Source organism: Vibrio owensii (assembly GCF_002021755.1).
In the GTDB taxonomy this organism is placed as follows: domain Bacteria; phylum Pseudomonadota; class Gammaproteobacteria; order Enterobacterales; family Vibrionaceae; genus Vibrio; species Vibrio owensii.
Window position 1 is genome coordinate 615,780 of record NZ_CP019960.1, and the last position, 23,682, is coordinate 639,461.

Annotated in this window: 2 protein-coding genes; one reads left to right on the top strand and one right to left on the bottom strand. The window is 49.1% G+C overall.

What is annotated here, in order from left to right; genetic code table 11:
* Window position 1: 1 nt before the first annotated feature.
* The gene (locus A9237_RS19380; RefSeq protein WP_078609168.1) at window positions 2–355 is read right to left on the bottom strand and encodes a hypothetical protein; all 354 of its coding nucleotides are present in this window, start codon (window positions 353–355) and stop codon (window positions 2–4) included.
* Between the two features lie 200 nt (window positions 356–555).
* Here A9237_RS19380 and A9237_RS19385 point away from each other — a divergent pair, with 200 nt between their 5' ends.
* A complete protein-coding gene (locus tag A9237_RS19385) occupies window positions 556–23,553 on the top strand; it encodes a tandem-95 repeat protein (protein ID WP_078609170.1) in 22,998 nt (7,665 codons plus the stop codon).
* Window positions 23,554–23,682 lie beyond the last annotated feature (129 nt).

Consider the following 23,682-nt stretch of genomic DNA (forward strand, 5'->3'; position numbering starts at 1 on the left):
GTTATTCATCATCAGTGTTGTTATCGATAGAGTTTTCGATATCTAACAGCTGGCTTATTTGTTTGTTCACGTTATTGAGCTCAGTTTTGATGTCCTCAATCAATTCATTAGGTGCGGGAAAGTGGTGCTTACTTAAATGCTCTAGCTTTGCCATCTTGGGTGGTAAATCATCATCACAAAGCAAGACCAGAATGGTTTTCAGCTTTTTTGAGTAGCCGCTCAGCTCTTCAAAACGGTTTTGTTTATGCAGCATTTCGATGTTGATCGCCGCGCTGCTGAAATCCTTGTAAAAATCTCCCAATAGCAATTGCAGCCCTTTGTGGCTGTTGTCGACTGAGCGCAACAGATTCGTCATGTTTATCATTGTTCCACCGCCCTAATTGCTTTAATGACAATAACTAAGGATCTTTAAATTGCGTTTTCAAATTTTTTTTACCTCTTTCTGGTTAAACAACATGAGTATGAAAAAAGTTGGATAAAAAAGTTGGTTTTCCAGAATGGTGTCCTTTACTGCCTCTAAACACGATCAGTTAGCTAATGGCAACGGAGGCTGTAATGGCAGGTGACAACAACCAAAATAACCAAAACAAAGACCTAAATGACGCGGTAGAACAAACGGAAACCAATGACGCGGGTACGCCCTCCCAGCAGCAGAATCAGCAAAATCAACAGAATACGATTGCTTCGACCGTAGCGACGGGTGCTGAAAATACCGATGCAGCAGACGAAGCCAATCAGGCGATGGAAGACAACCCAAGTGGTGCCGGAGCAGAGGAAGAAGCCTCGGCGTCCGGTGGTGCGGTACAAGAAGACACGCCAGAGAGTAGCGGTGGGTCGGATGCCGCTCAATCGAACGTGGTAGACAGTGTGGCATCAGACGGTGGGTCTGGTGAAGAAGCGGCGGGCAGCGGCGGTGCGGCTTCAGGTGCGGGTGCACAAGCTGTTGGTGGCGGTGATGCCTCTGGCTCTGAAGGTGGTTCGGACGCAGAAGGCAATGAAGCACAAGGACAAGCTGTACAAACTTCGGCTGCGCCAAGTGCCTCTTCATCTGATTCTGAAGGTTCACAAGGTGGTGATAACCTAGATTCAGAAACCACAGAAGAAACCTTTGCGGTGGACGTTCAAGACACCAGTGAAGAGACCACGACGCAAGTAGAAGATGATTTCGACTCTGAAACCACGAGCGAAACGTTCCAAATCAAAGTCGAAGGTGAAAACGATGCGCCAGAGGTAGAACAAGATCTGGCTTACATCATGGATGAAGACGGCACCATTACCTTCACGCAAGAACAATTACTCGAATACGCAAGTGATGTTGATGGCGACGACCTTGTTGCGTCTAACGTCCAAGTAGGTGAGAATGCATCGGTTCAAGACAATGGTGACGGCACGTTCACCGTGGTTCCGGACGCTGATTTCAATGGTGAACTCGACTTAACGTTTGATATCAGTGATGGTCAAGAAACCGTTTCAAGCTCTATCGATTTAACTGTTCGCCCAATCAATGACGCACCAGTTCCTGAAGATAAAACCTTTGAGGTGGAAGAGGACGGCACGCTGATCTTCACCGATGCTGACCTGCTTGCTGGCGCAACGGATATTGAAGGCGATAACCTAACCGTTGAAGGTGTGAGCTACGATGGTGGCGACGGCATCCTGACCGACAACGGCAATGGGACTTACACTTTTGCGCCAAATGAAAACTTCAATGGTGATGTGAACTTCAGCTTTGATGTTTCCGACGGCACGGATACGGTTTCAGCCAACATTGATGTAAGCGTCACACCTGTCGATGATGCGCCAGTATCTGGCAATCTTGCTTACTCGGTGGACGAAGATGGCTCGATTCGTTTGAGCCAAGAGCAGTTGTTGTCGCAAGCTTCTGACGTGGAAGGCGATTCACTGACGGCATCTAATCTTTCGGTAGATGGCAACGCGACGGTGACTCAAAACGACGATGGTAGCTTCACTATCACGCCGGACGCAGATTTCAACGGTGACATCGACATCAGCTTTGATATCTCAGATGGCACGAACACCGTTCAAGCAACCGCTGATCTAACCGTTAACCCAATCAACGATTTGCCTGTTCCTCAAGACCAGCAGTTCAGCGTGGAGGAAGACGGCACTCTGATCTTCACCGATGCAGACCTGCTTACTGGCGCAACGGATATTGAAGGCGATAACCTAACAGTTGAAGGTGTGAGCTACGACGGTGGCGACGGCATCCTGACCGACAACGGCAATGGGACTTACACTTTTGCGCCAAATGAAAATTTCAATGGTGATGTGAACTTCAGCTTTGATGTGTCCGACGGCACAGATACGGTTTCTGCCAACATTGATGTAAGCGTTACGCCTGTCGATGATGCGCCAGTATCAGGCAATCTTGCTTACTCGGTGGACGAAGATGGCTCGATTCGTTTGAGCCAAGAGCAGTTGTTGTCGCAAGCTTCCGATGTGGAAGGCGATGCACTGACGGCGTCTAACCTTTCGGTAGATGGCAACGCGACGGTGACTCAAAATGACGATGGTAGCTTCACCATCACGCCGGACGCAGATTTTAATGGTGATATCGACATCAGCTTCGATATCTCAGATGGCACGAATACCATTCAAGCAACCGCTGACCTAACCGTTAATCCAATCAACGATCTGCCTGTTCCTCAAGACCAACAATTCAGTGTGGAAGAGGACGGCACGCTGCAATTTACTGATGCGGATCTGCTTGCTGGTGCGACCGACATTGAAGGCGATGACCTTTCTGTAACGGGAATCAGCTATGAAGGCACCGACGGCGTTCTAACTGACAATGGTGATGGCACATATAGCTTTGCGCCAAATGAGAACTTCAACGGTGATGTGAACTTCAGCTTCGACGTATCTGATGGCACGGATACGGTTTCAGCGAATGTAGATGTGAGCGTCACGCCGGTGAATGATCCTCCGGTGGCTGGTTCAACGTCTTACACAGTTCACGAAGACAACTCTATTACCATTTCTGACGCGCAGCTGTTGGCAAACTCTTCGGATTTAGAAGGGGATGTCTCGATTGATAGCGTGAGCTACTCTGGCAGCGATGGTGTGTTGCAAATCAATGGTGACGGTACGTACACCTTCTCTCCAAATGAAAACTTTAATGGTGAAGTGACGCTTGATGTTGTCGTCGCTGATGAAGAAGGCGCAACGGATGTCACCACTGCTGGCATTACGGTGCTGGAAGTGAACGATCCACCAGTCGCAGGACCAACTTCTTACACTATTGATGAAGATTCAGTTCTGACCTTCAGTGAGTCGCAAGTGCTGTTGAATGCCTCTGATGTGGAAGGCGATGTAGAGCTTGTTGGCATTAGTTACGATGGTCCGGATGGCATTTTCACCGTTAACGATGATGGCACGTGCAGCTTCGCGCCAAACGAGAACTTTAACGGACAAGTTCAACTTGATGTGACCATTCGAGATGAGGATGGGGCAGAAGTTGATACCGTCATCAATGTGAATGTATTGCCAATCAATGATGCGCCAGTATCGGGTGATTTGGCTTACAGCGTTGATGAAGACGGTGCGATTACACTCAGCCAAGAGCAGCTTCTTTCTCAAGCGTCTGATATTGAGGGCGACGACCTGACTGCTAGTGATTTGACTGTTGATGGAAACGCAACCGTTACAGCGAACGATGATGGCAGCTTCACGATTACACCAGATGCGGACTTTAATGGTGACATTGATATCCAATTCAACATTACGGACGGTACAGACACTATCCAAGCAACGGCGGATCTAACGGTTAATCCGGTTAACGATCTTCCTGTTCCTCAAGACCAGCAGTTCAGTGTTGAAGAAGATGGCACGCTTCAGTTTACCGATGCAGACTTGCTTGCTGGCGCGACCGATATCGATGGCGACAACTTAACGGTTGATGGCATTAGCTACACAGGCAGCGATGGTGTGCTGACTGACCACGGTGATGGTACTTACACCTTTGCACCAAATGAAAACTTCAACGGTGATGTCAGCTTTAGCTTTGGTGTTTCTGACGGCACTGAAACCGTACCTGCCAATGTGGACGTGAGCGTCACTCCAGTCAACGATCCTCCGGTTGCGGGTTCAACGTCTTACACGGTTGATGAAGATAATGCGATTACGATTTCTGACGAGCAGCTTCTGGCTAACTCTTCGGATGTGGAAGGCGCAGTGTCCATCGATAGCGTGACCTATGCAGGCACCGATGGCGTATTCCAAGACAACGGTGACGGCACTTATACCTTCATGCCGAATGAGAACTTCAGCGGTGATATCAGCCTTGATGTGATTGTGGCGGATGAGCAAGGTGCGATTGACGAAACGACCGCAGGCATTACGGTCATTGAAGTGAATGACCCTCCAGTTGCCGGTACAACGTCTTACACGATTGATGAAGATTCAGTACTGACATTCAGTGAGTCACAAATTCTTGCCAACGCGTCTGATATCGAGGGCGATGTAGAGCTTGTTGGCATCAGCTATGAAGGCTCGGATGGTATCTTTACCGTCAATGGCGATGGTACTTGTAGCTTTGCGCCAAACGAGAACTTCAATGGTCAAGTTCAGTTGGATGTGACCATTCAAGATGAGAATGGGGCAACCGTTGATACGCACATCAATGTCGACGTATTGCCAATCAACGATCCACCAGTATCGGGTGATTTGGCTTACACCATCAACGAAGACAGCTCAATAACGCTAAGCCAAGAGCAGTTGCTTGCCAAAGCGGGCGATATTGATAGCGAGAACCTTGAAGCCATCAATCTATCGACAGATGACAACGCGACGATTCAATACAACGATGATGGCAGTTACACCATCACACCGGATGAAAACTACAACGGCGACCTAGATCTGACCTTCGATATCATTGATAACGATGGTGGTTCGGTACAAGTTGGTCTGGATATTACGGTTAATCCTGTGAATGACTTGCCACAAGCGCAAGATCAACAGTTCACGGTAGAAGAAGATGGCTCCTTGCTGTTCACGGATGCAGACCTATTGGAAGGCGCATCGGATATTGATGGCGATGATCTGTCTATCGAAAACGTTCTCTACACCGGTGCGGATGGTGTGCTTAACGATAATGGCGATGGCACTTACAGCTTCGCGCCGAATGAGAACTTCAACGGTGATGTTCAGTTCACATTCGATGTGTCTGACGGCACAGGTTCAACACCAGCATTCATTGATGTCAGCGTGACTCCAGTGAACGATCCTCCGGTGGCAGGTGCTACGTCTTACACGGTTCAAGAAGACGGTCAAATCACCATTAGTGACGAGCAGTTGTTAGCTAACTCTTCTGATGTGGAAGGCGATGTAGCCTTGGCGAATGTTAGCTACTCTGGTAACGACGGTAGCTTCGTGGACAATGGCGACGGCACATATACCTTCACGCCAAATGAGAACTTTGACGGTAACATTTCGCTCGACGTTACGGTTATCGACCAAGATGGTGCAACGGATACAACAACCGCAGGCATCGATGTTATCGCGGTGAACGACGCACCAGAAACGTCAGGTATTCAAGCTGAGGTAGATGAAGATAACGCCATCACCATCACCCAAGAACAATTGCTTGCGAATGCGACAGACATTGAAGGTGATGACCTTGTTGCCAGCAATCTACAAACCAATGACCCAGATGCGACGATCGTAGCCAACGATGATGGTTCTTTCACCATTACGCATACGGAAAACTTTAACGGTGAGTTGGACTTCACTTACAACATCAGCGATGGCGAAAATGATGTTCTGACCACGTTGGATCTGACCGTTAATCCTGTCAACGATGCGCCAGAAGCGGGCGACGAGATCTTTATTCAAGCAGAAGAAGACCAAACAGTGGGTGTTTCTCTGCGTGAAGAGCCTGCGTTACGTCTCGACCAAGCCCCTGAAAACGGCATCATTGAAGCAAATCTAAATGACGAATGGGTACAGCTAGAAGTCGGGCAGGAGGTGCCTGCAGACACGGAAGTGCGCTTCATTCCAAATGATGATGCATTGGCGAACGGTACGCATACGAGTCAAATTGGTACCTTTGACGACAACGCCAGCCTTGATGATTGGGGTACTGCTGTTGACCCTTACACACGTGAGTTTGTCGATGGCGATTTGAAAGTTACCGTTCAAAGTAATGATGACCCACTCGGTGCGTGGAATGGTAAAACACACATCGGTCACGGTATTGGCGATACTGACCGCCAAGGCTTGAGTGGTGATGAAAAACTGACTGTGACCGTTGAAGGTCAAGACATCAACGAAATCAGCTTCCACCTAGATGGTCTAGGCGGCTGGTTTATGGAAGAGTCTCGCCACTTTACCGAAGTCGAAATTCGCGCCTTCAACTCTGATGGTGACTTGATCGACTCGATGACTTACCACAAAGAAGATCGTGGTAGCTATGAGACGGATTACACCTTAACGGTGAACGAGCCTGTGTCTTACTTTGAGTTAGGAACGATTCAAGGTAACGGTACTTACGTGGTTCAAAACATGACGGTTTCGCAAACTTGTCATGATGAAGCGGTGTTCACATCTATTAGCGTGGACGGCACGGAAATCACTGAAACGGTAGAACTGAATATCCGTGAAGGTGACAGTGAAATCGAACTGACCGCTGACCTGCCAAATGTGACCATCGATACCGAAGGTTCTACACAGTTTGCCTCTGTGGTAATCACAGAAGAACAGCTTTTAGCACAAGCGAGTGATATAGATAGCGATGTTCTTGATATTCAAAACCTAGAGCTGGTGGGGGATAACGCGGAGCACGCTACGTTAACCGATAACGGCGATGGTACATGGACAGTCACACCAGATGAGAACTTCTACGGTGAGATTGAGCTTGGTTACCAAGTTACAGATGGTGAACTCACTGACGACAACATCATCAACATCAACTTCGAAGCAGTAAACGATGCGCCAATCGTTTCTGGTCCGATTGTGTTGTCGACTGATGAGGATGTGGGCATTACGTTTAGCGCGGACGACCTGCTTGCGAATGCAAGTGATGTAGAAGGCGATGCGCTGTCTATCTCTGATATCTCTTACAGCGGTGATAACGGTGAGCTTGTCGACAATGGCGACGGCACTTACACCTTTATGCCGAATGAAAACTTCAATGGTGAAGTCGACATCGATTACAAAGTCTTCGATGGCACCGATGAAGTCGATACCCATCTAGATCTGACCGTTATTCCAGTCAACGATGTGCCAGTTCCTGGTGCGCCGCTGCATACTCAAATGCTAGAAAACGGCACCATCATCATCGAAGCAAAAGACCTGTTATCAGGTGCGACCGATGTGGATGGCGACATTCTGCATATCGAGAATCTGCTGCTTGTTGACCAGTCACAAGGTACGTTGACAGACAACGGCGACAACACCTTTACCTTCGAGCCAACTTCGAACTTCTATGGTGAAGTGAACCTGACCTTCGACATCAGCGATGGTCAAGCAAGTGCCCCAAGCACTGCGAAGATCGATGTTGAGATCGTCAACGAAGGTCCAGAGGTCAGCGGCCCGGTTGATGCGGTCGTCGATGAAGATGGCTCAATTACCATTACTCAAGAAGACTTGTTAGCGAACGCGACGGACGTGGATGGTGACAACCTTGAAGCGGTGAACCTGTCGACCAACGATCCTAATGCAACCATCGTTGAGAACGCTGATGGTAGCTTCACGATTACGCCGAGCGAAAACTTCTTTGGTGAAATCGAATTTACTTATGACGTAACTGACGCGATTGAAACCGTCGCTGCGGATCTAAACCTCACCGTTAACCCAGTGAACGACCTGCCAGATGTGCCTGATTTGTCCTTCACCACAGAAGACGGCGAAGCTATCACGATTACTGAAGCAGAGCTGCTGGCTCAAGCGACGGACGTCGAAGGCGATGATTTATCTGTTGTGAACGTGACGAGTTTAAGCGATACGGTTCAAGTAACAGACAATGGCGATGGCACTTACACGTTAACGCCAGAGCAGGGCTTCTTTGGTAATGTTGACCTCACGTTTGATGTGAGTGATGGCACCGATGTGGTGGCGGCAAACATCGACTTGAATGTTGAGTTCGTCAACGATGCACCAGAAGCAGCGCCAATCGTGGCAGACGTGGACGAGGATGGTTCTATTCTCGTGACACAAGAAATGCTGCTTGAAAATGCCAGCGATCAAGATGGTGATGACCTATACGCAACGGCACTAGAAACCAATGATCCGAATGCCTCTATCGTGGACAACGGCGACGGCACGTTTACCGTTATGCCTTCACAGCACTTCAATGGAGACATCGAGTTTACTTATGAAGTGAGCGACGGTGAATTGAGTGTTGCCAATGAAATGACATTGACGGTGAACCCAGTCAATGACATTCCAATTGTTGCGCCTGGCATGTACCACATTGAAGAGGATGGCAGCATCCTGTTCACGCAAGGAGATCTTCTGAGCGGTGCGATTGATATTGATGGTGATGACCTCACTGTTACCAGCATTAACTACTCGGGGGATGAAGGTACTGTAACGGACAACGGTGACGGTACGTTTAGCTTCGTACCAGAAGAGCACTTCAGTGGTGACTTGCAATTCAGCTTTACGGTTTCTGACGGCACTGATGAAGTTGAGCAAGACATTAATGTTCACATCGAAGCCGTAGCAGATGCGCCAGACCTAGTCATCACTGATGGCGACGGTCGAAACGTGGATGATCAAGCAATCTTGGTCGAGCCAGGCGGTATTGTTGAAGTGAACATCGCCGCAGCATTGGTTGACCAAGACTTGTCAGAAACGCTGACTGTGACCGTTGATGGTGTTCCTGAAGGTTCGGTGATCAGCTACGACAACGAAGGGGTGCTTAACGATCAAGACAACGGTATCACCAGTTTCAACGATACTGAAATCACGGTTACGTTTGAAGGTGAAACCGCGGGTTACCAAAACACAGCGGGTTACTACAAAGTCGATGAAGATGGCAACATCACGGGCGTTGAAGTGGTGTACGAAAACGCCTCTCAAGTTGGCGGCGGCGGTGACCTCGTTCCGGGACAAGATCAGTTCAGCTTCCAAATCTCGGAAGGGGAAAGCTTCAACCTATTCTTGATTCCTAACGGTCATAACTTCAATGACTTTGCGTCCATGCAAGATGGTCAGTACGAGTTCCGTGCAGCAGATGGCTCTCCTGCGAACATGGATACAGTTGACCCACAACTCGTGTTTGTTGGCGCTGATGGTTCTGAAACCGTGATTCAAAGTCAATTCGGTGATGCAGTCTTCCACGGTGGTTCAAGCTCAGAGCTCAACCAAGATGGTATTGAACATACCCGAACTACCGTGAACGAAGACGGTGAACTGGTTTACGGCTTTGAAGATCTCTACGGTGGCGGCGATGCCGATTACACCGACTTCAACTTCACCATTGATGTAGGTGAAGTGAACAGCCAGATCTACAGCGGTGAAGTAACAGTAGGACCAGATGGTTCTGTAACGCTTCCAACCACAGCAATTGAACAAGAGCTACAGATTCAATTGCCAGAAGACTTTAACCAACAGCTAGAAATCAATGTAACGGCAACGGCAACAGAGCTGTCAAATAATGATTCTGAAACCGTTTCTCAAACCATCTACGTAAATGCAACAGGTGCTCACATTGAACATGCACCTGAAGCATTGCCTGTTTCAGCGATGGTTGAAGAAGATGGTTCAATCCTAATTACGCAAGAAGATTTGCTTGCTAATGCGCGTGACTTGGATGGAGACCAACTGACAGCGCTGAATCTGGCAACGGATGATGAAAACATCACCATCACAGACAATGGCGACGGTACTTACACCTTAACGCCAGATGCGGACTTTAATGGTGATATCACCTTTACGTTCGATGTGTCTGATGGCGATGATGTTGTCTCTACCAACCTTGAGTTATTGGTGTCACCAGTTAACGATGCGCCTGAACCACAAGATCAAGCGTTCACTGTTGGTGAAGATGGTGTGCTGACCTTTACTGATGCGGATCTGCTAACAGGCGCTACCGACATTGAAGGGGATGACCTCTCTGTTGAGGGCGTCACTTACACAGGCACGGACGGTGTTCTTACTGACAATGGTGATGGCACATATAGCTTCGCACCAAACGAGAACTTCAATGGCGACGTGAACTTCACTTTCGATGTTTCCGATGGCACGGATACCGTGACGGCAAATATCGATGTAACAGTTACGCCAGAGAACGATCCACCGGTTGCAGGCAGCACGGCTTACACCGTTCATGAAGACAATTCGATTACCATTAGTGACGAACAGCTAATAGCGAACTCATCGGATATTGAAGGCGATGTGTTGATTGATAGCGTGAGCTACAGCGGTAACGATGGTGTGTTAGAAATCAACGGTGATGGTACTTACACCTTCTCACCAAACGAGAACTTCAGCGGCGAGGTGAGCCTAGATGTTGTCGTTGTCGATGAAGATGGTGCAACGGACTCTACCACTGCTGGCATTACTGTGATTGAGGTAAATGACCCACCAATCGCAGGTCCTACTGCATACACTATCGATGAAGACCAAGTTCTAACCTTTAGTGAGTCGCAAGTGCTACTGAATGCTTCGGATGTTGAAGGGGATGTTGAGCTAGTAGGCATCAGCTACGACGGTCCAGATGGCATCTTCTCAGTAAATGGCGATGGTACTTGTAGCTTTGCACCGAATGAAAACTTCAACGGTCAAGTGCAGTTGGATGTAACCATTCGCGATGAAGACGGCGCAGAGGTCGATACTTACATCACGGTCGATGTCTTACCAATCAATGATGCACCAGTATCGGGCAACTTGGCTTACAGCGTCGACGAAGACAACTCAATCACGTTGAGTCAAGGGCAGCTTCTTGCTCAAGCATCGGATGTAGAAGGTGATGCGCTGAGTGCGTCTAACTTAGTGGTCGACGGTGATGCAACAGTTACGGCAAACGACGATGGTAGCTTCACTATCACGCCAGATGCGAACTTCAATGGCGACATTGATATCACGTTCGATATCAATGACGGCAGCGACACTATTGTTGCAACGGCGGACTTAACCGTTAACCCAGTTAATGATTTGCCGCAGCCAGAAGATCAAGCGTTCACCATTGGTGAAGATGGTGTGTTGACCTTCACTGACCAAGATCTGCTTGATGGCGCAACGGACATCGATGGTGATGACCTATCGGTAGAAGGTGTGAGCTACACTGGCGCAGATGGTGTCCTAACCGACAACGGTGACGGCACATACAGCTTCGCTCCAAACGAAAACTTCAATGGCGACGTGAACTTCACCTTCGATGTTTCTGATGGCACGGATACCGTGACCGCGAATATCGATGTGACAGTCACTCCTGAGAACGATCCACCGGTGGCCGGTAGCACGTCTTACACCGTACACGAAGACAACTCGATCACCATCAGTGACGAGCAGTTACTGGCGAATTCATTAGACGTCGAAGGAGATGTCGCGGTTGATAGCGTTAGCTACAGCGGCACAGATGGTGTGTTCCAAGACAATGGTGACGGTACGTACACCTTCTCGCCAAACGAGAACTTCAATGGCGAAGTGAGCCTAGATGTTGTCGTGGTCGATGAAGACGGTGCGACGGATTCAACTACCGCAGGTATTACAGTACTTGAGGTGAACGATCCACCAATTGCAGGCGCGACCAGCTACTCAGTGAACGAAGACGAAGTCATCACCATTAGCTCTGAGCAGTTATTGGCGAACGCTTCTGACATTGAAGGTGAAGTTGCGATTGATAGCGTAAGCTACAGCGGCTCTGACGGTATCTTTACTGATAACGGTGACGGCACATTCAGCTTCGCACCAAACGCCAACTTTGATGGCGATGTTAGCCTAGATGTTGTGGTTGTTGATGAAGACGGTGCAACTGCGGCAACTAACGCAAACATCGATGTATTGCCAATCAACGATGCGCCAGTATCGGGCAACTTGGCTTACAGTGTCGATGAAGACAATTCAATTACGCTAAGCCAAGAGCAGCTTCTTGCTCAAGCATCGGATGTAGAAGGCGACGCGCTAACCGCATCTAACCTAGTGGTTGACGGTGATGCAACGGTCACGGCAAACGATGATGGCAGCTTCACCATCACGCCAGATGCAAACTTCAATGGTGACATTGATATCACGTTCGACATCAACGACGGCACCGACACTATTGTTGCAACGGCTGACCTAACGGTTAATCCAGTTAACGACCTACCACAACCAGAAGATCAAGCGTTCACCATTGGCGAAGACGGCGTCTTGTTGTTCACTGATGAAGATCTGCTTGATGGCGCAACGGATATCGATGGCGATGACCTATCGGTAGAAAGTGTGTCTTACACTGGCGCAGATGGTGTTCTAACCGACAATGGTGATGGCACTTACAGCTTCGCGCCAAACGAAAACTTCAATGGCGACGTGAACTTTACCTTCGATGTTTCTGACGGCACGGATACCGTGACCGCAAACATCGATGTAAGCGTGACGCCAGAGAACGATCCACCGGTAGCAGGCAGCACGTCTTACACGGTGCATGAAGACAATTCGATCACCATCAGTAACGAGCAGTTATTGGCTAACTCATCTGACGTCGAAGGCGAAGTCGCAATTGACAGCGTCAGCTACAGCGGCGCAGATGGAGTGTTCCAAGACAATGGTGATGGTACGTATACCTTCTCTCCAAACGAGAACTTCAATGGTGAAGTCAGCCTAGATGTTGTTGTGGTAGACGAAGACGGAGCTACGGATTCAACCACCGCAGGTATCACGGTACTTGAGGTGAACGATCCACCAATCGCCGGCGCGACCAGCTACTCAGTGAACGAAGACGAAGTCATCACCATCAGCTCTGAGCAGCTATTGGCGAATGCTTCTGACGTTGAGGGTGACGTCGCGATTGATAGCGTTAGCTACAGCGGCTCTGACGGTATCTTTACTGACAACGGCGATGGCACATTCAGCTTCGCGCCAAACGAAAACTTCAACGGTGATGTCAGCCTAGATGTTGTCGTGACCGATGAAGATGGCGCAACGGTAGCAACCAATGCAAACATTGATGTATTGCCAGTCAACGATGCGCCAGTATCAGGTGATTTGGCTTACAGCGTGGATGAAGACGGTTCTATCACTCTCAGCCAAGAGCAGCTTCTTGCGCAAGCAGGCGACGTAGATGGCGATGACCTAACCGCAGCGAACCTGACTGTTGACGGCAATGCGACCGTTGTTGCGAACGATGACGGCAGCTTCACTATCACACCAGATGCGGACTTCAATGGCGACATTGATCTGAGCTTCAACATTACGGACGGCGATGCCACCATTCAAGCCACTGCCGATCTGACTGTGAACCCAGTGAATGACTTGCCAACGGTTGGTCAGCCACAGTTTGTTACGCAAGAAGACACAAGCTTCACCTTTACCGAAGAGCAATTGCTGCAAAATGCAGGTGATATCGATGGTGATAACCTAACGGTTGAAAACGTTGCTTCTGACAGTGGTACGTTAGTCGATAACGGTGACGGCACGTACACCTTCGCTCCGAATGAAAACTTCGATGGCAACGTGAACGTAACGTTTGATGTCAACGATGGAACCGCTACCGTGCCAGCAGAAGCGAACATTGATGTTCAATCTGTGGTTGATATGCCAGAGCTGTCGATTGCTTCGGACTTGGTGATTGCCTCTGATAACTTCGAGTCTGGCTCGAACGGTTGGAACGCGAACACTGAGAGCTCACAAGGCTTCGAAACGGGCGACATGCTGGGTCGTATTGGTGGTACTGGCGGTGATGAAGCGGTCAGCAAAACTTACGAGATCCCAAGTGACGTCAACGAAGTGAATATCTCGTTTAGCTTCTACGAAATTGATTCTTGGGATGGCGAGTCGTTCCAAATCTTTGTCGGCGGCGAACAACTAACCACCTTGGAGAACTCAGCGTTCCGTACTCAAGATGGTACGACAACGCTTTACGACTCTAACGGCAACGAAGTGGGTGAAGTTGTCCACGGATCTTCACAAGGCGAAGGCTTTAGCTTCTGGAATGATCAGGCACACCAAGTGAACTTAACTGTTCCGGTGGAAGACGGTCAGCTTCAATTAGGCTTTGGTTCTACGCTAAACCAAAGTATTCCTGACGAATCATTCGGCATCGACAACATCGAAATCACGGTAGCGGACGCGGATTACCAAATCATTGGTACCGAAGATACACCAGTGCCGCTTGATATCGATGCAGCGTTAACCGATACCGATGGCTCAGAAAACCTCTCTATCTTGATTGAAGATGTGCCAGAAGGCAGCGCACTATCAGCGGGTGTCGATAATGGTGACGGCACTTGGTCACTACAACCGGGCGAGCTAGAAGGGCTAGAGTTTATTCCTTCTGCGGACTTCAATGGCGATGTGACGCTAACCGTAAATGCAACCTCTACGGATGTGGATACAGGTACAACAGCGACAGCAACGCAAGATGTGACGATTCATATCTCGCCAACCAATGATGCACCAGAAGTAACGGGTGACATCAGCGCAGTCACTGCCGAAGACAACAGCATCACGCTAACTCAAGAGCAGTTACTGGAGCACGCTGTTGATATCGATGGTGACGACCTAAGCGCAATCAACCTGAGCACCAATGATGAAAATGCAACGGTTGAAATGAATGAGGATGGCAGTTTCACCATTACTCCAAGCGAGAACTTCTACGGTGATATCGAGTTCACCTACGACGTGACAGACGGGGAGGAAGTGGTCGCGGCAGGTCTTGACCTAACCGTTACACCAGTCAATGACGCTCCAGAGCCACAAGATCAAGCGTTCACCGTGGGTGAGGATGGTCTTCTTACCTTCACCGATGCTGACTTGTTAACAGGCGCGACGGATGTAGAAGGTGACAACCTAACAGTTGAAGGAGTGACTTACACAGGTGCAGACGGTGTTCTCACCGATAATGGCGATGGCACTTACAGCTTCGCACCGAACGAGAACTTCAACGGTGACGTGAACTTCACGTTTGATGTATCAGACGGTACGGATACCACCTCTGCCAACATTGATGTGAGTGTGACGCCAGAGAACGATCCTCCGGTGGCGGGCAGCACGTCTTACACAGTACATGAAGACAACTCGATCACCATCAGTGACGAGCAACTACTGGCTAATTCGTCTGATATCGAGGGTGATGTTGCGATCAGCAGCGTGAGCTACAGCGGTAACGACGGTGTGCTAGAAATTAATGGCGATGGTACTTACACCTTCTCACCAAACGAAAACTTTACAGGCGATGTTAGCCTAGATGTTGTCGTGGTTGACGAGGACGGCGCGGTTGATACAACAACAGCGGGAATTACCGTTCTTGAGGTGAACGATCCACCAATCGCAGGCGTAACCAGTTACACCCTTGATGAAGATGAAGTCATCACCATCAGTGCAGAACAGTTGTTGGCAAACTCTTCCGATATTGAAGGTGAGGTAGCACTAGATAGCGTGAGCTACAGTGGCAGTGAAGGTATCTTTACCGACAATGGTGATGGTACGTTCAGCTTTGCACCAAACCAAAACTTCAATGGTGAAGTGAATCTTGATGTTGTAGTCGTGGACGAAGATGGTGCGACCGCTTCGACGGCGGCAAACATTGATGTTCTGCCAATCAATGATGCTCCAGTATCGGGTGACTTGGCTTACAGTGTCGACGAAGACAACTCAATCACGCTAAGCCAAGAACAATTGTTGGCACAAGCAACGGATGTAGAAGGTGATGCACTAACTGCTTCTAACCTAGTGGTTGACGGTGATGCGACGGTTACGGCTAATGACGATGGTAGCTTTACCATTACGCCTGACGCGAACTTCAATGGCGACATTGATATCACGTTCGATATCAACGATGGCAGCGATACTATCGTTGCAACGGCGGACCTAACGGTTAACCCAGTTAATGACTTGCCGCAGCCGGAAGATCAAGCGTTCACTATTGGTGAAGATGGTGTGTTGACCTTCACTGACCAAGATCTGCTTGATGGCGCAACGGATATCGATGGCGATGACCTATCGGTAGAAGGTGTCACTTACACAGGTGCGGACGGTGTCCTAACTGACAATGGCGATGGCACATACAGCTTCGCTCCAAACGAAAACTTCAATGGCGACGTAAACTTTACATTCGATGTTTCTGATGGCACGGACACCGTGACCGCGAATATCGATGTGAGTGTGACGCCAGAGAACGATCCACCGGTGGCAGGCAGTACGTCTTACACAGTGCATGAAGATAACTCGATCACCATCAGTGATGAACAGCTACTAGCGAACTCATCGGATATTGAAGGTGATGTATCGATTGATAGCGTGAGCTACAGCGGTAACGATGGTGTGCTAGAAATCAACGGAGATGGCACGTACACCTTCTCGCCAAACGAGAACTTCAATGGCGAAGTGAGCCTAGATGTTGTTGTAATCGACGAAGATGGCGCGACGGATTCAACTACCGCAGGTATCACGGTACTTGAGGTGAACGATCCGCCAATCGCAGGTCCAACTGCGTACACCATCGATGAAGACCAAGTTCTAACGTTCAGTGAATCACAAGTGCTTCTGAATGCTTTGGATGTCGAAGGGGATGTTGAGCTTGTAAGCATCAGCTACGACGGTCCAGATGGCATCTTCTCAGTAAATGGCGATGGCACTTGTAGCTTTGCACCGAATGAGAACTTCAATGGTCAAGTATCGCTAGACGTGACTATTCGTGATGAAGATGGCGCAGAAGTCGACACCTATATCACAGTGGATGTATTGCCAATCAACGATGCGCCAGTATCGGGCAACTTGGCTTACAACGTAGATGAAGATAACACGATTACATTGAGCCAAGAGCAATTGTTGTCTCAAGCGAGCGATGTGGACGGCGATGACCTTGTTGCTGAAAACTTGCTTGTAGATGGTAATGCGACAGTAACTGCTAACGACGATGGCAGCTTCACCATCACACCAGATGCGAACTTCAATGGTGACATTGATATCACGTTTGATATTAGTGATGGTTCTGACACCTTGGTCGCGACGGCAGACCTAACGGTTAATCCAGTTAACGACCTTCCACAGCCAGAAGATCAAGCGTTCACCATTGGCGAAGATGGCGTCTTGTTGTTCACTGATGAAGATCTGCTTGATGGTGCAACGGATATCGATGGCGATGACCTATCGGTAGAAGGTGTGACCTACACAGGTGCTGATGGTGTCCTAACCGACAATGGTGATGGCACTTACAGCTTCGCGCCAAACGAAAACTTCAATGGCGACGTGAACTTTACCTTCGATGTTTCTGATGGCACGGATACCGTGACCGCAAACATCGATGTAAGCGTGACGCCAGAGAACGATCCTCCGGTGGCAGGTAGCACGTCTTACACGGTGCATGAAGACAACTCGATCACCATCAGCGATGAGCAATTACTAGCGAATTCGTCAGATATTGAAGGCGATGTTTCGGTTGATAGCGTGAGCTACAGTGGCGCAGATGGCGTGTTCCAAGACAATGGTGACGGTACTTACACCTTCTCGCCAAACGAGAACTTCAATGGCGAGGTCAGCCTAGACGTTGTAGTTGTCGATGAAGACGGTGCAACGGATTCAACCACCGCGGGTATTACAGTACTTGAGGTAAACGATCCACCAATTGCCGGTGCGACCAGCTACTCCGTTAACGAAGATGAAGTCATCACCATTAGCTCTGAGCAGCTATTGGCGAATGCTTCTGATGTTGAGGGTGACGTCGCGATTGATAGCGTCAGCTACAGCGGCTCCGACGGTATCTTTACCGATAACGGTGACGGTACATTCAGCTTCGCACCAAACGAAAACTTCAACGGTGACGTCAGTCTTGATGTTGTTGTGACTGATGAAGATGGTGCAACGGTAGCAACCAATGCAAACATCGATGTTCTTCCAGTCAACGATGCGCCAGTATCAGGTGATTTGGCTTACAGCGTGGATGAAGATGGTTCTATCACTCTCAGCCAAGAGCAGCTTCTTGCTCAAGCCGGCGACGTGGATGGCGATGACCTAACTGCATCCAACCTGACTGTTGACGGCAATGCGACCGTTGTTGCGAATGACGATGGTAGCTTCACTATCACGCCGGATGCAGACTTCAATGGCGACATTGATCTGAGCTTCGACATTACGGACGGCGATGCCACCATTCAAGCGACTGCCGATCTGACTGTGAACCCAGTGAACGACTTACCAACGGTTGGTCAGCCACAGTTTGTTACGCAAGAAGACACCAGCTTCACCTTCACCGAAGAGCAACTGCTGCAAAATGCAGGTGATATCGATGGTGATAACCTAACGGTTGAAAACGTTGCTTCTGACAGCGGTACTTTGGTTGATAACGGTGACGGCACGTACACCTTCGCTCCGAATGAAAACTTCGATGGCAACGTGAACGTAACGTTTGACGTCAACGATGGCACCGCAACCGTGCCAGCAGAAGCGAACATTGATGTTCAATCTGTGGTCGATATGCCAGAGCTGTCGATTGCTTCAGACTTGGTGATTGCATCTGATAACTTCGAGTCTGGCTCGAACGGTTGGAACGCGAACACCGAAAGTTCACAAGGCTTCGAAACGGGCGACATGTTGGGTCGTATTGGTGGCACTGGTGGTGATGAAGCGGTCAGCAAAACCTACGAGATCCCAAGCGATGTCAACGAAGTGAATATCTCGTTTAGCTTCTACGAAATCGATTCATGGGATGGCGAGTCGTTCCAAATCTTTGTGGGCGGTGAACAGCTAACGACGTTAGAGAACTCAGCGTTCCGTACTCAAGATGGTACGACAACGCTTTACGATTCTGACGGTAACGAAGTAGGTGAAGTGATCCACGGAGCTTCTCAACGTGAAGGCTTCAGTGGTTGGAACGACCAAGCTCACCAAATCAATCTGACGGTTCCTGTCGAGGATGGTGAATTGCAACTTGGCTTCGGTTCAACCTTGAATCAAGACGTTTGGGATGAATCGTTTGGTATCGACAACATCGAAATCACAGTAGCGGACGCGGATTACCAAATCATTGGTACCGAAGATACGCCAGTGCCGCTTGATATCGATGCGGCGTTAACCGATACCGATGGCTCAGAAAACCTCGCTATCTTGATTGAAGATGTGCCAGAAGGCAGCTCGCTATCAGCGGGTGTTGATAATGGCGACGGCACTTGGTCACTACAACCTGGCGAGCTAGAAGGGCTAGAGTTTATTCCTTCTGCGGACTTCAATGGCGATGTGACGCTAACCGTAAATGCAACCTCTACGGATGTGGATACAGGTACAACGGCGACAGCGACGCAAGATGTGACGATTCATATCTCGCCAACCAATGATGCACCAGAAGTAACGGGTGACATCACTGCAGTCACTGCCGAAGACAACAGCATTACGCTAACTCAAGAGCAGTTACTGGAGCACGCTGTTGATATCGATGGCGATGACTTAAGTGCAATCAACCTGAGCACCAATGATGAAAATGCAACGGTTGAAATGAACGAGGATGGCAGTTTCACCATTACTCCGAGCGAGAACTTCTACGGTGACATTGAATTTAGTTACGATGTCACGGATGGCGAAGAAGTGGTTGCTGCTGGTCTCGACTTAACGGTGACACCAGTCAATGACGCGCCAGAGCCACAAGACCAAGCGTTCACCGTGGGTGAGGACGGTCTTCTTACCTTTACCGATGCTGACTTGTTAACAGGCGCGACGGATGTAGAAGGTGACAACCTAACAGTTGAAGGTGTTACTTACACTGGCACGGACGGTGTCCTAACCGACAATGGCGATGGCACGTACAGCTTCGCGCCGAACGAGAACTTCAATGGCGATGTGAACTTTACGTTCGATGTGTCAGACGGTACGGATACGACCTCTGCCAACATTGATGTGAGTGTGACGCCAGAGAACGATCCACCAGTTGCGGGCAGCACGTCTTACACGGTACATGAAGACAACTCGATCACCATCAGTGATGAGCAACTACTGGCTAATTCGTCTGATATCGAGGGTGATGTTGCGATCAGTAGCGTGAGTTACAGTGGCAACGATGGTGTGTTCCAAGACAATGGTGATGGTACGTACACCTTCTCTCCAAACGAAAACTTCAATGGCGAGGTCAGCCTAGACGTTGTGGTTGTCGATGATGAGGGTGCGACAGACTCAACCACTGCGGGTATTACCGTTCTTGAGGTGAACGATCCACCAATCGCAGGTGCGACAAGTTACTCTGTCAATGAAGACGAAGTCATTATCTTCACGGAAGAGCAACTGCTAGCGCAGTCAAGCGATGTGGAAGGCGACGTGAGCCTAGAAAGCGTCTCTTACAGTGGTAGTGACGGCATTCTAACGGCGAATGACGATGGCACTTACAGCTTCGCACCAAATGAAAACTTCAACGGTGGCGTAAGCCTAGACGTAGTCGTCGCTGATGAAGATGGTGCAACTGCGACAACCAACGCGAACATTGATGTATTGCCAGTCAACGATGCTCCGGTATCTGGCGACTTGGCTTACAGCGTCGATGAAGACGGTTCAATCACATTGAGTCAAGAGCAGTTACTGGCTCAAGCGGGTGACGTCGACAGCGATAATCTAGAAGCAGTGAACTTAACCGCGGTAGCCAATGCAACCGTTGTTGAGAACCAAGATGGTAGCTTTACGATTACGCCTGATGCGAACTTCAATGGCGATATCGACCTAAGCTTCGACTTGATTGATAACGATGGTGCGAGCGTGGAAGTGGGCGTTGACCTAACGGTGAACCCAATTAACGATGCGCCGCAATCAACGCCAGTGAATATTGCTGGCACCGAAGATACCACCATTCTTATCACGCAGGACATGTTGCTTGCTAACGCGACAGATATCGACAACACCTACGACGAACTGTCTGCTGTCGACCTAGTGATTGATGAGCAATACGGTGACTTGCTAGACAACGGTGATGGTACTTGGTCATTCACTCCAGCTGAGAACTTCAATGGTGATGTGCCAATGTCGTTCGGCGTCAGCGATGGTGATTTAGTGACGCCGGTTGAAGGCAATCTAAACGTCGAAGCGGTTAACGATGCACCAGAAGCGCCAACCATCCAGATGCAAGGCGAAGAAGATGTGGTCATGGTGATTGACCCAGCTTACATCGCTGATCAAGTTACGGATCTTGATGGTGACGAAATCAGCGTAGAAAGCATCACGGTTCGTGCGCCTGCAAACGCGACATTAACCCAGCAACCAGATGGTATGTACCACTTGGTAACCACTCAAGACTTCAATGGTTTGGTGGAACTGGGCTACACCGCGACGGATGGTGAAGAAGTGGTTGAAGGCTCGTTGAATGTGGATGTTATCCCAGTCAACGATGCTCCATTCAATGTGGGTAATGCCTTTATGGCAACCGACGAAGATGGCGCATTCACCTTCGACGCTGGCGACCTGATGAACTTGTTTGGCGATATCGATACTGAAAACCTAGTCGTATCACGCATTATCACCGCAGAAGGTGAAGATGGTGGTGAGGTAACAGACAACGGTGACGGTACTTGGACATTCACACCGACTGGCGATTTTGCAGGGGTTTCTGACTTGCAAGTTGTGGTAAGTGACGGTGAGTTTGAGACGGTACTTGATGTACCAGTGTTTGTTCGCCCTGTTGCGGATGGCGCAGTCATCACAACCGACCATGATGGTCCGTTAGTGTTCGGTGAGGACGAAACGGGTCACCTAGGCTTGAATGTCGGTCTAATCGACGATTCAGAAACGCTAAGTAACCTAGTGATGACTGGTTTCCCTGTTGGCTTCGAAGTTACGGATGGTGTGAACACCATTACCATTACGGAGCCGGGTCAATACATCGACTTGAACGAGTGGGATATTTCAGACCTGCAAATGACGCCTCCGGCTGACTTTAATGGCGAGTTCTTCGTAACCGTGACCGCAACAACGGTGGATTATGGTGACGAGCCAGAAGAGTTCGAAGATGGCATCGATTCAGGTGACTTCGAAACCCTAGCGGGTGAACCAGTTATCCTAACCGCTGATGACCTAATCGGATTGGCAGAAAACGTAGACGCTGACGCGGGTGATGAAGTGAAATTCGTTCACCTAGCTGATCGCAGCCAAGGTGAGATTGTCGATAACGGTGATGGCACATGGACATTCAATCCAGCACCAGGCTTTACTGGTGAAGCGGATATCGCTTACGTGATTGATAAAGACGGTGTGCTTCATGATGAGCAAACAGGTGTGGTCGTGAAAGAAGACGCGCCACAAGAGAATGCTTCTCCAGAAATCGACAGCATTTCTACCACAGAAATGGCAGCGGATGGCACCTTGTCGTTCACCAATGATGACATGCTATCGACCTTGAGCGATGCAGAAGGCGACAGCTTGAGCATTGAGTCAGTGAGCCTAATGGAAGGTCAAGGTGTGATAGAGACCGATAACCAAGGTAACTACCAATTCACACCAGCAGAAGGCTACACCGGAGATGTTCAAGTTGGCTTCATTGCAACTGACGGTGAAAACCGCATTGAGAGCTTCTTCAATGTCGACATCCAAGGTGAAGGTGAAACCACAACCAGCGAAGGCTACGCACTGGCTGATGATGGTTCACTAACACTAACGGAAGCACAGTTGATTGATGAGCTTGGCATTAGCCCTTCTGCAGAAGTGTTGGATGTCGCCGATGCAAACGATGCTGGTTTCTTTGCGAAATCAGGTGATGAAGAGTGGACATACTGGCCGAACGATGACTTCGATGGCAATTTGGCTATGGATGTTCAGGTCAACGACAACGGTGAAGTATCGACTCAGAATCTGAGCATCCAAGTTGCGGACGATTCAGCGCAAAGCGACGAGCCACAAATCCAAACTGCTCAAGCATCATCAGAGCAGCAAGTCGGCGAAGCGCAACAGCCTGAAGAGCAAGCAGCAAACGGTGCAGACAGTGAAGAGGAGAGCGCAGCTGATGTGACTGCAGCACCAGGCGATACCATTTCTATCTCGGTTCCAGATGAGGTCAGTGGTAACGAATCGGTGGATTATGCAGAAATGTCCGGTCTACCTGATGGTGCATCAGTAAGCAACGCACTGGATAATGGCGATGGTAGCTTCACATTAAGTGGCAACCTGAACCAACCAGTATCGGTTGACTTACCAGAAGGTTACGAAGGTACGAGCGAAATCCAATTCCAAGGTTACGACGAATTGGGCAGCGCGGTAGAAGGTGCGAGTGGCACAGTTGAAGTTGAAGTCGATGATCAATACACCATGCAAGGTTCTGCTCAAGATCAGCAACCAGACATGGCGGGTATGGAATCTGGCGGCAGCGACTGGACAAGTGCAGGAGGTCAAGATCAAGGTGTTGACTTCACGGATGACTCTGGCAGCTTCGACTCAGATACTCAAACGGGTACTGATCAAGGCAACGATTTCGATCAAAGCTCAATGTAACCAGTCCTAGACAAGGGCAGTGTCATTGTTGCCCAAACTAAAGCCATGCAGAGCCTACTTTGCATGGCTTTTTTGTTGGGTTTCTTTCTATGAGCTGTAGAAAAAAACTTGGAAATTGAAAAAAGTATT